This is a genomic window from Mesorhizobium sp. M8A.F.Ca.ET.021.01.1.1 (assembly GCF_003998025.1).
In the GTDB taxonomy this organism is placed as follows: domain Bacteria; phylum Pseudomonadota; class Alphaproteobacteria; order Rhizobiales; family Rhizobiaceae; genus Mesorhizobium.
The window spans coordinates 1-12593 of record NZ_RZSJ01000119.1 but is presented as its reverse complement, the minus strand read 5'-3'; the positions used below and the strand labels follow the sequence as shown (position 1 = coordinate 12593).

The 12593-nt window shown below is 62.8% G+C and carries 16 protein-coding genes and 1 tRNA gene; 5 read left to right on the top strand and 12 right to left on the bottom strand.

The genetic code is table 11. From position 1 onward, the window contains the following. Positions 1-105 precede the first annotated feature (105 nt). From EOA36_RS12350 to EOA36_RS12330, 5 genes are all read right to left on the bottom strand, one after another. Positions 106-855: an electron transfer flavoprotein subunit beta/FixA family protein gene (locus EOA36_RS12350; protein ID WP_127277873.1), complete on the bottom strand. Its 750-nt coding sequence runs from the start codon at positions 853-855 to the stop codon at positions 106-108. A 213-nt stretch (positions 856-1068) separates the two neighbouring features. Then, positions 1069-1869, bottom strand: coding sequence for a rhomboid family intramembrane serine protease (locus EOA36_RS12345; protein WP_127277872.1), 801 nt, complete (start codon positions 1867-1869; stop codon positions 1069-1071). A gap of 33 nt (positions 1870-1902) precedes the next feature. After that, the gene (locus tag EOA36_RS12340; protein WP_127277871.1) at positions 1903-2484 is read right to left on the bottom strand and encodes a cob(I)yrinic acid a,c-diamide adenosyltransferase; all 582 of its coding nucleotides are present in this window, start codon (positions 2482-2484) and stop codon (positions 1903-1905) included. Between the two features lie 18 nt (positions 2485-2502). Beyond that, a complete protein-coding gene (locus tag EOA36_RS12335; RefSeq protein WP_127277870.1) occupies positions 2503-2694 on the bottom strand; it encodes a twin transmembrane helix small protein in 192 nt (63 codons plus the stop codon). 25 nt (positions 2695-2719) lie between these two features. Then, a complete protein-coding gene (locus tag EOA36_RS12330) occupies positions 2720-3586 on the bottom strand; it encodes an SDR family oxidoreductase (protein WP_127277869.1) in 867 nt (288 codons plus the stop codon). A gap of 58 nt (positions 3587-3644) precedes the next feature. On the opposite strand from EOA36_RS12330, the gene EOA36_RS12325 reads away from it, so the two are divergent. After that, complete coding sequence (locus EOA36_RS12325; RefSeq protein ID WP_127277868.1) at positions 3645-4496, top strand: YihY/virulence factor BrkB family protein; 852 nt, start codon at positions 3645-3647, stop codon at positions 4494-4496. Positions 4497-4619: 123 nt separating this feature from the next. Here EOA36_RS12325 and EOA36_RS12320 read toward each other — a convergent pair whose 3' ends face one another. Both EOA36_RS12320 and gluQRS read right to left on the bottom strand, forming a co-directional pair. Beyond that, positions 4620-5516 carry a DMT family transporter gene (locus tag EOA36_RS12320; protein ID WP_127277867.1) on the bottom strand — a complete coding sequence of 299 codons (897 nt, stop codon included), beginning with the start codon at positions 5514-5516 and terminating at the stop codon, positions 4620-4622. A 151-nt stretch (positions 5517-5667) separates the two neighbouring features. Beyond that, positions 5668-6543, bottom strand: coding sequence for a tRNA glutamyl-Q(34) synthetase GluQRS (gluQRS, locus tag EOA36_RS12315; protein WP_127277866.1), 876 nt, complete (start codon positions 6541-6543; stop codon positions 5668-5670). Between the two features lie 75 nt (positions 6544-6618). Here gluQRS and EOA36_RS12310 point away from each other — a divergent pair, with 75 nt between their 5' ends. Next, a complete protein-coding gene (locus tag EOA36_RS12310; RefSeq protein WP_127277865.1) occupies positions 6619-7260 on the top strand; it encodes a DNA-3-methyladenine glycosylase in 642 nt (213 codons plus the stop codon). Between the two features lie 188 nt (positions 7261-7448). Then, positions 7449-8006 carry an HNH endonuclease gene (locus EOA36_RS12305; protein WP_027031236.1) on the top strand — a complete coding sequence of 186 codons (558 nt, stop codon included), beginning with the start codon at positions 7449-7451 and terminating at the stop codon, positions 8004-8006. A 91-nt stretch (positions 8007-8097) separates the two neighbouring features. On the opposite strand, the gene EOA36_RS12300 is transcribed toward EOA36_RS12305, so the two are convergent. Beyond that, entirely contained in the window at positions 8098-8832 is a 735-nt protein-coding gene (locus EOA36_RS12300; RefSeq protein WP_127277864.1) for an SDR family oxidoreductase, read from the bottom strand. A gap of 55 nt (positions 8833-8887) precedes the next feature. On the opposite strand from EOA36_RS12300, the gene EOA36_RS12295 reads away from it, so the two are divergent. Further along, positions 8888-9805: an AraC family transcriptional regulator gene (locus tag EOA36_RS12295; protein ID WP_348629810.1), complete on the top strand. Its 918-nt coding sequence runs from the start codon at positions 8888-8890 to the stop codon at positions 9803-9805. Between the two features lie 89 nt (positions 9806-9894). On the opposite strand, the gene EOA36_RS12290 is transcribed toward EOA36_RS12295, so the two are convergent. Together EOA36_RS12290 and EOA36_RS12285 are read right to left on the bottom strand one after the other, a co-directional pair. Then, entirely contained in the window at positions 9895-10413 is a 519-nt protein-coding gene (locus tag EOA36_RS12290) for a disulfide bond formation protein B (RefSeq protein ID WP_127277862.1), read from the bottom strand. Between the two features lie 79 nt (positions 10414-10492). Continuing rightward, the gene (locus EOA36_RS12285) at positions 10493-11086 is read right to left on the bottom strand and encodes a YqaA family protein (RefSeq protein WP_127277861.1); all 594 of its coding nucleotides are present in this window, start codon (positions 11084-11086) and stop codon (positions 10493-10495) included. A 231-nt stretch (positions 11087-11317) separates the two neighbouring features. Here EOA36_RS12285 and EOA36_RS12280 point away from each other — a divergent pair. Beyond that, positions 11318-11402: transfer RNA gene (locus EOA36_RS12280), tRNA-Leu, on the top strand. 263 nt (positions 11403-11665) lie between these two features. Here EOA36_RS12280 and EOA36_RS12275 read toward each other — a convergent pair. Together EOA36_RS12275 and EOA36_RS12270 are read right to left on the bottom strand one after the other, a co-directional pair. Next, positions 11666-12031 (bottom strand): GtrA family protein, encoded by a 366-nt coding sequence (locus EOA36_RS12275; protein WP_127277860.1) that lies wholly within the window; start codon positions 12029-12031, stop codon positions 11666-11668. A gap of 4 nt (positions 12032-12035) precedes the next feature. Next, positions 12036-12593 (bottom strand): FdtA/QdtA family cupin domain-containing protein (locus tag EOA36_RS12270; protein WP_189553195.1); only part of this gene is annotated, 558 nt, incomplete at its 5' end.

Below are 12593 nucleotides of genomic sequence, written 5' to 3'. Positions count from 1 at the left end.
TTGCAGGGCGGCCGAAAGCGCCTTGGCGGTCTGGTCGGAAAGGGTGGCGTTGTCGTGTTCGGCGATGAGGAGAATTGCCATTTTATCTGTTCCTTTCCCGATCGCTTACAAAACGCCGGCTTCGTTCTTGAGCTTGTCGACCAGCTCGGCGACGCTCTTGACCTTGACGCCCGCCTTGCGGCCACCCGGCTCCTCGGTCTTGATGACCTTCAGGCGCGGCTTGACGTCGGCGCCGTAGTCGGCCGGGCTCTTCTCGTCCAGCGGCTTCTTCTTGGCCTTCATGATGTTGGGCAGCGAGGCATAGCGCGGCTGGTTGAGGCGAAGGTCGGCGGTGACGATCACCGGCATCTTCAACTCCACCGTCTGCAAGCCGCCGTCAACTTCGCGCGTCACCTTGGCATGGTCACCCTCGAGCACGACCTTGGACGCGAAGGTGCCCTGGGCCCAGCCAAGCAGGGCGGCCAGCATCTGGCCGGTCTGGTTGGAATCGTCGTCGATCGCCTGCTTGCCGAGAATGACAAGGCCTGGCTTCTCCGCATCGACCACGCCCTTCAGCACCTTGGCGACACCGAGCGGCTCGGTCTGCTCGTCGGTCTTGACCAGGATGGCGCGGTCGGCGCCCATGGCGAGCGCGGTGCGCAGTGTTTCCTGCGCCTGCTGCGGGCCGATCGACACGACGATGATCTCCTCGGCCTTGCCGGCTTCCTTGATCCGGATCGCTTCCTCGACCGCGATCTCGTCGAACGGGTTCATCGCCATCTTGACGTTGGCGAGTTCCACAGCCGAACCATCGGCCTTCACGCGAACCTTCACATTCGCGTCCACAACCCGCTTCACGGGCACAAGGATCTTCATTTGCCTGTCACCTCTTCACGCTAGTTGGGCGCGCTATAGCAGCCTGCGCCCTTTCTGAGTTGTCGAAAGCCGACATTCCTGACTGAATTCCGGCCAGACGGAATTCTGGCCGGATGGAAATTCTGGTCTTTGCCCGCCTTGGGCTGCGACGGAGACGTTTCCGTAATTGTGGCAACCCTTGCCGTCAATACGCTGGAAGCTGCTCAAATCGGTTCAGTTTGGGCCAGGAGGGTTTCCCCGGCCCCAGCGGGCCGTGGTGGCGGACGTTTGGGGCGTCGCTGGTTCGCCAACGGCCGGCGGCTGTTCGGGGGTCGGAACCACGGCATCCTCGTCGGCGGGGGCAAACAGCGGCACGCCGCGACTGCGCAGGACCAGCACCAGGACCGCGCCGGCAATGATGCCGCCGATGTGGCACGCCCAGGAGATCCGATCCTCGCCGCCGGCCGCGAACATGACGACCTGGAACGCCACCCACAGTATGAGCGGGATGAAGGCTGGAATGCGCAAAGGGATGCGGGCAAAGGCAAGCACCCACACCTTCACCCTGGGATAGAGGATCAGGTAGGCGACGACCACGCCGGCAATGGCGCCCGAGGCGCCGATCAGCGGCACTTGTGAATCCCAGGCGATGAGCCCCTGGAAAGCGGCTCCGGCGATGGCGCACAGGAAATAGAAGATCAGGTATCTGATATGGCCGAGCGCGTCCTCGACATTGTCGCCGAACACCCAAAGGAACAGCATGTTGCCGCCGAGATGGAAAATGTCGGCATGCAGGAAGGAGTAAGTGAGGTAGCTCAGGCTCTCGGGGATGATGACAAAGCGGGGGTCGAGTTCGGCCGTGTCGTGAACGACGGAGGGGATGAAGCCGAGGCCAAGCACGGCGGCATTGGTGAAGTCCTTGCCGCCGAGCGCCGTGGCGCAATAGATCACGGCGTTGGCGACGATCAGCCCGATCGTTACATATTGCAGCCTGATATGGCGCAGCCTGTTGGTGTCGTAAAGCGGGATGAACATCGGTCGTCGGCCCCTCCCGCCCTCCGGTCCGTTTCAGCGGTTCTTGCCGGGAACCCATAGCACGTCGGCATTTCCATTGTCATTGACCACCCGAGCGGCGACAAACAGGAAATCCGAGACGCGGTTGATGTACTTCAGCCCGTCGCGATTGACGTGTTCGGCCGGGTCCTGCGCCAGGGCCACCATCAGCCGCTCGGCTCGCCTGGCCACGGTGCGGGCGAGATGGAGGGCGGCCGCCGCCGGCGTGCCGCCGTTCAGCACGAAGGATTTCAGCGGCTGGAGGTCTTTGTTGAGGAGGTCGATGTCGTGCTCGACACGGTCGGTCTGGGCGGCAACGATGCGCAGCGGCTCGTAGCCGAGCGGCTTGCCGTCATCAGGCACGGCGAGGTCGGCGCCGAGGTCGAAAAGGTCGTTCTGGATGCGACCAAGCATGGCGTCGATCGCCTGATGGCTCTGTGCGGTATGCACGCGGGCCATGCCGATACAGGCATTGGCTTCGTCGACCGTGCCATAGGCGTCCACCCGGAGATCGGATTTCAGCCGCCGTTCGCCAGTGCCGAGGCCGGTTGTGCCGTCGTCTCCGGTGCGGGTGTAGATCTTGTTGAGCTTGACCACATCGCCTCCGAAAGGCCCTTACTTGCGGGTGAAATACACGGCCAGCAGGATCAGCGCCAGCGCCACGGCCTGCAGCAGAACGCGGGCCTGCATCAGCTTGTTGGACGTCACGCCGGAGCCGCCGCGCATCATGTTGATGAGGCCCCTGATCAGCACGACCACCACGGCGGCCATGACCAGAATGGCAAGGATGTTGAAGACGGTGGCCATTTTGCGTTTCCAGTTCTTCTCTTGTTCAAGCGCGCCGGGCGAGCAGGCGGTGCAGCATCGAGGCCGGCAGGATGCGTTTGAGCACGGCCCCGATCCTGGCCGACATTGTTACCACATAGTGTGGGCGCGGGTGCCGCGACAGAAGTGCATGGCGAAGCGCCTTGTGGACCACTTCCGGCCCGGGCTTCAGTGCCGATTGGCTGCCGCCGGCGCGCATGCGCTCCAGCTGCGCGGCATAGTCGGCGCGATGCACGGAATTCTCGTGATCGATATTCCTGAGGAACCAGGGCAAGCCATTGCTGGCGATCTTCGATTTCACCGGCCCCGGCTCGATCAGCGAGACATGGATGCCGCTGCCGGTTAGTTCCTGGCGCTGGCAGAGCATCAAGGCTTCCAAGGCGTGCTTGGATGCCGAATAGGCGCCACGGAAGCGCACCGGCACGAGACCCAGGATCGACGAGCAATGGACGAGGCGGCCGTGGCCCTGGCGGCGCATCACCGGAACCAGACGGCGGGTCAGGTCGTGCCAGCCGAAGAAATTGGCCTCGAACTGCTCTTTGAGCGCCGCAACGGACAGATCCTCGACGGCGCCGGCCTGGGCGTAAGCGCCGTTGTTGAACAGGGCATCGAGCTTGCCGCCGGTGCGCTCGAGTACGGCCGATGCCAGGGCGGCGATGGATCCCGGTTCCGTGTAGTCGAGATAGAAAGCCTCAATTCCGTCCGCTTCGAGCGCGGCGATGTCTTGCGGCTTGCGCGCCGTCGCGAACACCCGCCAGCCCTCGGCCTTCAATGCACGGGCGCAATAGGCGCCTATGCCGGAAGACGCACCGGTGACGATGATGGTGCGCAACTCTGCCGCTGGAGAATTCGGAGTTTGACGAAGGGTTGCCATTTGCCGCATTCCCTTCCCATATTCGCGGCGTCGAGACAATCGAAGGGAGCGCGCGTTCTTGCTGCGGAATATTGTCGCCCTGCGTCGCGTGCTCTACGACGCGCTCGGCCATTTCAACACCGATGACGGCTGGGCGATGGCCAGCCATCTGGCGATCACCTCGCTGATGGCGCTGTTTCCGTTCCTGATCTTCGCCACGACGCTGGGCAGCTTCCTCGGCGCCCAGGCCTTTGCCGACACGGCGGTGCATCTGGTCTTCGACACATGGCCCGAGCAGATCGCCAAACCGATCGCGCATGAAGTGCTCAACGTGCTGACCGTCAGGCGCAGCGACCTGTTGACCTATGGCGTGCTGCTTGCCGCCTATTTCGCCTCGAACGGCATCGAGGCGCTGCGCACGTCACTCAACCGCGCCTATCGGGTCACCGAGACGCGCGGCATCATCTACCGCCGGGTGCAGAGCATCTTCTTCGTGCTGATCGCGACCGCCGGGTTCCTGGCGATCAGCGTGCTTCTGGTGTTCGCGCCCCTGTTGGCGCGGCTGGCTGAAGCCCATTTCGAGTGGATCAAACCCTATACGGGCACGATCACGCTGTGGCGTTACGTCATTGCCTCGACCGTCATCATCGGCGGGCTCTTCGCCGTTCACTACTGGCTGCCGGCCGGCAAGCGCCGTTTCGTCTCGCTGGTGCCGGGCATCATCTTCACGCTGGCGGCATGGCTTATCGGCTCGACGATGTTTGCCACCTATCTCGACCATTTCTCGTCCTATGTGACGACCTATGCCGGTCTCGCCTCGATCATGATCGCGGTGGTTTTCCTCTACATCGTCTCGGCGATCTTCATCCTCGGCGGCGAGCTCAACGCCGCGATCAGCCGTTATCTGGAGGCGCGTGCCCGGGTGGGTTGACCGGCGGAATTGAAGAACGGAGGAAATGAAGAATTGAGGAGTTGAAGAACTGAGGAATTGGAGAAAAAGGCGCCATATCCGGCGCCGTGCACTTCTTCTTCAATTCTTCAGTTCCTCAATTCCTCAGTTCTGCAATTCCTCAATTCCTCCCCTGGCCGGTCGCGCCGTTGCCAGGCCCACGCCAAAGGTGGTGATCGCCATGCCGACGATTTGAAGTGCGTTGAGCTGTTCGTTGAACAGGGCCCAGGCGATGATGGCCGTCACCGCCGGCACGAGGTAGAATAACGAGGCCACTTTCGACATCTCGCCGTCGCGGATCATCACCATCAACAGGAAGATTGCGCCGAGCGACAGCACCAGCACCAACCAGGCCATGGCGAAGATCAGTTCGCCGTTGATGACGACGGCGTGCGTTTCGAAGGCGAGCGCGGCCACGATCATCAGCGAGGCGCCGCCGATATATTGCCACATGGTGGCCGCGACGAGGTCGCCGCCGGAGGCAAAGCGCTTCTGCCAGATGGTTCCGGCGCTCATGCCGAGCACCGAGACCAGCGAGGCGGTCAGCGTCGCCGCCGTCACGCCGCCGCCGAGCGCGCCGAGTTTTGGCCACAGCACAATGACGATGCCGACCAGGCCGATGCCAAGGCCAAGCCAGTGGCGCGGCAGAATGGCCTCGCCCAGGAACTTGCCGGCAAGCACCGCAGTGATCAGCGGCTGCAAGCCGACGATAAGGGCCGAAAATCCGGCGGGCATACCCCTGTGGATGGCCCAGAAGACGGCGCCGAGATAGACGCCATGCATCAGCACGCCGGCACCGGTGGCATGCAGCGCCTCCTCGCGGGTGGCTCGCTTCGAGCCCAGCACAAGCATCAGCACTGCCAGCAGGATGGCGGCTATGACGAAACGCGCCGCGAGGAAGGTGAATGGCTCCGCCCACGGCATGGCGTAGCGGGCGCCGATGAAGCCGGTTGCCCACAAGACAACGAAGGTGGCGGGGATGAACCGCTTGATGCTGTGCATTTTTCCGGAGACCGCCGTACTGGTGAGAATTGACCGTGGCGATGCTCTAACCCTGTTCAACCTGGCGCGCAAAACCAAACCGTTGATCCATACATCACCGGAATTCAACGGGTGAAGGGCTCAAAAAGGTGTCTCCCAAGGATTGCTGGGCTCAGAGCCCGATCGTCCGCCTGATGTCGTCTGGCGTCGTGCCGGCATCACGCAAGGCGGCAAGTCCGGTATCGCCAAGGCTCTTCGACAGTTTTCGGCCGTCCGGCCCTAAGACCAGCCGATGGTGGAAATAGGCGGGTGGCTGCAATCCCAGAATCTCCTGAAGCAGTCGCTGCACGCCGGTCGCGGAAAACAGGTCCTGTCCGCGCAGGACATGGCTGACGCCTTGCAGCGCGTCGTCGACGATGACGGCGAGGTGGTAGCTGGTCGGGATGTCGCGGCGCGCCACGATCACGTCGCCCCAGTCCTGCGGACGGGCCTCGACCAGGTGCGTCGCGGATAGCGTCTCATCGCTGAATTCGGCCCATGCGAGGTCGTTGCCGGCACGCGCCATGGCGGCGCCGACGTCCAGCCGCCAGGCGAAGGGTGTATTCTCGGCAATCCGCCGCCTGCGTTCTTTCATCGGCAATGCCTTGTCGGCTGGCGGATAGAGCGGCACACCGTCGGGATCGCGCGGCCAGTCGCGCCCGCGCATTTCGCTGTCGGCGATGAAAGCCCTGATCTCGCCACGGCTCATGAAGGCGGGATAGACCAGTTCCTCGCGGATCAGGCGCTCGAGCACCGTCCGGTATTCCGCGAAATGCTCGGACTGGCGGCGCACCGGCTCTTGCCAGCCAAGCCCCAGCCATTTCAGGTCGGCAAGCATGCCCGCCTCGAACTCCGGCGTGCAGCGCGTGGTGTCGATATCCTCGATACGCAGCAGCAGACGGCCGCCTGACGCCTTTGCCAGCTTCTGGTTGAGCAACGCCGAATAGGCGTGGCCCAGATGCAGTTCGCCATTGGGGCTGGGCGCGAAGCGGAATGTCAGGAGCGTCATGTCTCGGGCGGCAATCGGGTTGTGCTGCGGTTTTGGCGGTTGCTACTTTGCGGCACATTCGCGGACAAGGATACCATGCAGCGCATCGCGACACTGGACGACGTTGAACGGGGACTGGATGCGCTTTGCATCATCGATCCGCGCCTGGAAAAAGTGCGCGGCATGGCCGGCGAGGTGCCGCTCAGGCTTTCGGAGCCCGGGTTCAGGAGCCTCGCCTCGATCATCGTGTCGCAGCAAGTTTCCCGGGCGAGTGCCGATGCCATCTTCGGCCGGCTGACGAAATTGGTCGATCCGCTAACGCCGCGGGCTATCCTTGCCGCCGGCGAGGACATGTTTCGCGAGGCCGGCCTGTCGCGGCCCAAGCAGCGTGGTCTTGTCGCGGCCGCCCAAGCGGTGGCCGACGGCCTCGACCTGCATCATCTCTGTTCGCTCGACGCCGGGGAAGCGATCGCGGCAATGACAGCGGTGCCTGGTATCGGCCCCTGGACGTCGGAAGTCTATCTGTTGTTTGCCGCCGGACACCCCGATATTTTCCCGGCGCGTGACGTCGCCCTGCAGAGCGCCGTCGGCCACGCGCTCGGCATCGACCCGCGCCCGCCTGAGAAAACACTGATCGCCTTGGCCGAATCATGGAGCCCGTGGCGAGGTGTCGCATCGCGGCTTTTCTGGTCCTATTATCGCGAAACCAGGGGCCGAGACGCCGCACCGCCGGCCTGAATCCGCAAAAAAGCATAAAAATCATGTGTTTTTGGCACGCCGCGCCCGCGACAATCCGCTTCACATCCCTGTCATGTCAGGCTTACAGTATCCGCGCCGAACGGTCGGGCTTTTGAAGCAGCACGTGACCCTTTCCGAAAGTCGAATTCGATTTTCGGGATCATGTGCGAACCAAGGAGGTCAACAAGGTGACGGTTGCCGTATCTCCGGATGGGCTTCCAGCGCTGGTGCTGAATGCGGATTACCGTCCGCTCAGCTATTACCCCTTGTCGCTCTGGTCCTGGCAGGACGCCATCAAGGCGGTATTCCTCGACCGGGTGAACATCGTCGCCGAATACGAGCATGCGGTGTCCTCGCCGACCTTCTCGATGAAGCTGCCGAGCGTGGTCAGCCTGAAGGCCTATGTGAAGCCGTCGAGGCACCCGGCGTTCACCCGCTTCAACGTCTTCCTGCGCGACCGCTTCCAGTGCCAGTATTGCGGCACGCCCGAGGACCTGACCTTCGACCACGTCATCCCCCGTCATCGCGGCGGCGCGACGACATGGGAGAACGTCGTCGCCGCCTGTTCGCCTTGCAATCTGAGGAAGGGCGGCATGATGCCGGCGCATGCCAAGATGTTTCCTCTGCAGAAGCCCTACCAGCCGACGGTGCATGATCTGCACAACAACGGCCGGCTGTTCCCGCCCAACCATCTGCATGAAAGCTGGATGGATTATCTCTACTGGGACGTCGAACTGGAGCCTTGAGTTTTCGACATTCGGATGGCTGGCCGCCCCGATTTTGGGGTCTGAGTAGCTACTGGCGTGTCTACCGAGCGCCGCATCGTGTCATGGGCGTTCAATCCTGAGCGGTCGGCCGGATGACGATGCTGCCCACATCCACGTCATCAGGTTGATCGATGGCGTATGCGATGCCCCGCGCGATCGCGGCAGGCGGGATGGCGATAGCCCCGATCCGTGCCGCAATGGTCTCCTTGACCGCCATGTCGGTGAACGAGTCGGCGAGATTGGTCGCGATCATACCAGGCGACACCTCGGTCACTCGCAGATGCGGTCCTGCTTCCTGCCGCAGGGTCTCGCTGACTGTCCGAACGGCATTCTTGGTCGCGGCATAGACCCCCATCGTCGGCACGATCTTGATGCCGGCCGTCGATACCACGTTGATGACATGTCCGCTGCGCTGGCGTGCGAAGATCGGCAGCGCAGCGGCGATCCCGTACAGCGTGCCACGCAGGTTTACGTCGATCATCGCGTCCCAATCTTCGACCCTCAGGGCATCAAAGCGCGAAATAGGGCTGATACCGGCATTGTTGACTATGACATCCAGCCCGCCTTCACGGTCCACCGCGAGTGCCACGAGGGCCTCAAGATCGGCACGAACGGTCACGTCGGTCACCTTGTAGGCCACCTTGCCTCCGACCGCGGCAATATCCCGGGCGACCTCCGCCAGGGCGTCCTCGCGCCGTGCGCCGAGCACCACCGTCGCACCCGCTTCCGCTAGGAGAATTGCGGTCGCGCGGCCGATGCCGCTGCTCGCCCCGGTGATCGCCACCACTTTGCCAACAATGCTCATGTTCATCTCCTTTTCACCAGAGATGGGTAAAGCGCGCTGGACGTGCTATGCTTGAATGGCCATGAGTTTGTCGCAATCGTCTCGAACCTTCGATCCGCTATCGGATGTACTTACGGTGCTCGATGCGCGGGCGACCCGGAGGACGCGCTTGGAGGGCTCCGGCGACTGGGCGTCGGCGTTTCCCGCGCGAGAGCGCCTGAAATTCGTCGCTGTTCTGCGTGGGGTGAGCTGGCTCCTGCTGCCCAATGTTGCTCCCCAGCGGATCGAGGCGGGCGACTGCTGCTTGATCGGCTTCACTGAATATGTGGTTGCGAGCAATCCCGCCCTGATGCCGATCGACGGTTCGTCACTGTACGCCGAAGGAAATGACCTTGTGCGCCTGGGGGGTGACGACGCGGTGGCGCTCGGCGGTGGAATTTCTTTTACGCGAGGGAATGCTGCCTTTCTCCTCGATATGCTGCCGGCGTTCATGCACATCCCCAGCACGTCGACTGGAGCCGCGGCGATCACGGCGGTCCTGGGTCTGTTGGACGCGGAAGCAGGGCAGCCCGCGATGGGAAACGACGTCGTCACGGCCAGGTTGGCCGAGGTTCTTATGATCCAGGCGATCCGCACTTTCGCATCGGCTTCGGACACGACCCACGGTTGGCTTGCTGCGTTGGTGGATCCACGCATTGGCCGAGCGATCCAATGTTTTCATGCCGATATCGCGCGGCCGTGGACCGTTGCCGATCTGGCCGGCGTGGCCGGGATGTCGCGGGCCGCCTTCTCGGCGGCCTTTACCCATCGCGTAGGACAGGCACCACTCGCCTATGTCCGCAGGTGGCGAATGACGCGCGCACGGGCCGCGCTGGCCGAACGTTATTCGAGCGTTGGCAAGGTGGCGGCGAGTGTCGGCTACACCTCTCAAAGCGCATTTGGCCACGCTTTTCGTCGAACCTTTGGTGCCGCACCACGACAGCACACGGCTTGAGGCGGGAGCCTATCTGGCAGACTTATCTCCGCTTATCTCCCGGTCCGCTATTGCCCTTGTCTCCACCAGGCCACGACGGCACTGACGTGTCAGTCGCGGGAAAATGCGCCGCGGAAGGCGACGGCGGCGAGGATCAGGCTGGCGATGGCGTTCCAGCCGGCCAGTGACAGGCCAAGGATGCGCAGCGCCGCCTTGTCGCAAGAGGGCGGCACGAATTTGTCGAGCGCGTCGAGCACGCCTTTGCCGCCGGTGTCGACCGGGCCGGCGCCCGCCGTGCAATCGGCCGGACCCTGCCACCAGGCCCATTCGACGCCGGAGTGATAGACGCCAAGATAAAGGCCGTAGAGCATCAAGAGGCCGCCGATGGCCAGCAGACCGCGCGCCACCCATGCCGGTGCGCGCAGCATCGATGCGATCACCGCCAGCACCATCAAGGGCACGCCGATGTAATACGGCGTGCGCTGTTCCAGACAGAGATGGCAGGGGATGTAGCCGCCGATATGCTGGAAGCCGAGCGCCGAGCCAACGGTCGCGGCCATCGCGACCGCTAGAAACAAGGCAGCGCGTGTCCGCTGGCGTCCGGTATCGGCATTCATGGTCGCTGTCATGGTTCTATCGTCCGTTGTGTTCGCCGCCCGCCAGGTCCGCCTGCCACTCTCAAAACCGTCAACCGGTTTTGAGAGGGCCTCAGACGACGTATTTGATCAGGATATAGAGCAAAATCAGGGCAACCGCGGCGGCGCCGGCGATCAGGCCCAGGCGCTTTTCGATGAATTCGCGGATTGGCTCGCCATAGCGGCGCAAAAGCCACGCCAGGAGCAGGAAGCGGCCGCCACGCGCGATGATCGCCAGCACGATGAATAGCGCCAGGTTGACGCCCAGCGCGCCGGACAGGATCGTCACCACCTTGATCGGCGGCAGATGCGCGGCACCCGAGGTGACCAGCATCAGGGCGATGAACTCGATGCTTACGCCCGCGGAGGAGCGCAACTGTTCGAACTCGTCATACTTGCCGTAGAATTCGAGGATAGGCCGCGCCACCGCGTCATAGGCGTAGTGGCCGATGAACCAGCCGGCAATGCCGCCCAGTACCGAAGCGACGGTGGCGATGAAGGCATAGCGATAGGCCCGGTCCGGCCGCGACAATGCCATCGGCAGATAGAGCACGTCGGCCGGCACCAGGAACACCGAGCTTTCGACGAAGGCGATGAAGGCCAGCCACCATTCGGCGGATTTGCGGGCCGCCAGTGACAAGGTCCAGTCGTACAGTCCGCGAAGCATCGGCTCTCCTAGTGGATGTGGCCCAAAAACCGCGCCGCACCCATGTCTCCAGATACGCCGCGCTTTGAGGCGCCGCCTGTCTAGAAAGATTTTCCGCGCTGCACAATGGCAGCATCGCCACGAAATCGAAAGGCGAAGATTGGTCGCATCCAGTGCGATACCGAGAATTGGCCAGTTGACGAACAGGCCTCCGACCGTATAGTCCGCGCCCATCCAGGCCGCCCGGCCTGAGCCCCTATGGCGGAATTGGTAGACGCGCTCGACTCAAAATCGAGTTCCGCAAGGAGTGCTGGTTCGATCCCGGCTAGGGGCACCATTCCATGTTCAGCTGCTGTTTCACCTTTGCTTGCCCGCGGATGGCCAGGCAAGCTCGGTGAGGCATGGCTGTCTGATGACAATGAGGGCTGTTGGTCAGGTGACAGCAGGCGCAGCGGTATTTCGCCGAATCTCATGCTCGGCGGTTCATCCAGGACAATTCGGAGCAGCAGGCCGGCGCCGTTGCGGCAACCTGCCCCGCGACACGATGTTCCACTCGGTCGTCATGATGGGAGGGTCGAAATGCTGCCGCGACAACTTCGATCAGAGCGCCCTGCGAAGTATCCATCGGGAAATCAGGAAGTTGAGGATCGTCGTGATCGCAAGGGTTATAAAGAACGCGGCCGCGGTCTTCTGCAGGATGCTCCGCAGAAAGTGAAGACTCGCCAATCCGATCAGGAAGACGACAATGATCGAGCCCCCCAGTGCCAGTCGATCGGCAAAGCCGGTGCGTCCTCCGGGAAAGACACGCTCGGGATAGAGCACCATGACGAACAACAGACCTGCCAGCCAGGCAATTGCATAGGAAAGACCTGAAGGCAGGACAGCGAGGCCGGCAAAATAGACGAGGCTGGTCAAAGCTGTGTTGAGACTACCGGCGACGAGGAAGCGGACAGCGTCTGCGCGCATTCGGTCAACGGCGGTCCTGTCTGACTACGCTGAGGAAATCCGTATAGTCCCTGATGTAGTCACCCGCATCATAGTGATGCGAGGCCATGACCAGCAGGACCGTGTCCGGCTGGAATTTGTACTGGATTCCCCAGATGCCCGGCGGCATATAGAGCCCGATCGACGGTTCGGCCAGAGAAACCTCTTTTCTGTCATGGCCGTTGTCGAGGACAACGGAAAGCCGGCCATGGGCCGCGATCAGGAATTGATGGCATTCGCGATGCGCGTGCTCGCCCCTGACCTTGTCGGAAGGCACACCGTAGACCAGAAAGGAGCGCGCCGGTTTGAAGGGCAGGTTCGAACCGAACTCCAGCGGTGCGATCTCGCCGCGCAGGTCGCCAAAATGCGGCAGCCTCCAGAGTTCGCTGCCGCCGATGCCAAGCGGCATTCTTTCGCCGGGCGTATCGGGGAATGTCTGCGTCACCGTCGGCTGGATTTGCGGACCGGTCTGGTAGCCGATGATGATGGCTGGATTTCCGACCACCACCGCATTGGCGGGAACAATCCTGGTCACCACCCCGCC

Coding starts and splice junctions, on each gene's coding strand:
- EOA36_RS12350 (WP_127277873.1), bottom strand. CDS start 855: ATGAAGATCCTTGTGCCCGTGAAGCGGGTTGTGGACGCGAATGTGAAG.
- EOA36_RS12345 (WP_127277872.1), bottom strand. CDS start 1,869: ATGTTCATCCCGCTTTACGACACCAACAGGCTGCGCCATATCAGGCTG.
- EOA36_RS12335 (WP_127277870.1), bottom strand. CDS start 2,694: ATGGCCACCGTCTTCAACATCCTTGCCATTCTGGTCATGGCCGCCGTG.
- EOA36_RS12330 (WP_127277869.1), bottom strand. CDS start 3,586: ATGGCAACCCTTCGTCAAACTCCGAATTCTCCAGCGGCAGAGTTGCGC.
- EOA36_RS12320 (WP_127277867.1), bottom strand. CDS start 5,516: ATGCACAGCATCAAGCGGTTCATCCCCGCCACCTTCGTTGTCTTGTGG.
- gluQRS (WP_127277866.1), bottom strand. CDS start 6,543: ATGACGCTCCTGACATTCCGCTTCGCGCCCAGCCCCAATGGCGAACTG.
- EOA36_RS12310 (WP_127277865.1), top strand. CDS start 6,619: ATGCAGCGCATCGCGACACTGGACGACGTTGAACGGGGACTGGATGCG.
- EOA36_RS12300 (WP_127277864.1), bottom strand. CDS start 8,832: ATGAGCATTGTTGGCAAAGTGGTGGCGATCACCGGGGCGAGCAGCGGC.
- EOA36_RS12295 (WP_348629810.1), top strand. CDS start 8,888: ATGGCCATGAGTTTGTCGCAATCGTCTCGAACCTTCGATCCGCTATCG.
- EOA36_RS12290 (WP_127277862.1), bottom strand. CDS start 10,413: ATGACAGCGACCATGAATGCCGATACCGGACGCCAGCGGACACGCGCT.
- EOA36_RS12285 (WP_127277861.1), bottom strand. CDS start 11,086: ATGCTTCGCGGACTGTACGACTGGACCTTGTCACTGGCGGCCCGCAAA.
- EOA36_RS12275 (WP_127277860.1), bottom strand. CDS start 12,031: ATGCGCGCAGACGCTGTCCGCTTCCTCGTCGCCGGTAGTCTCAACACA.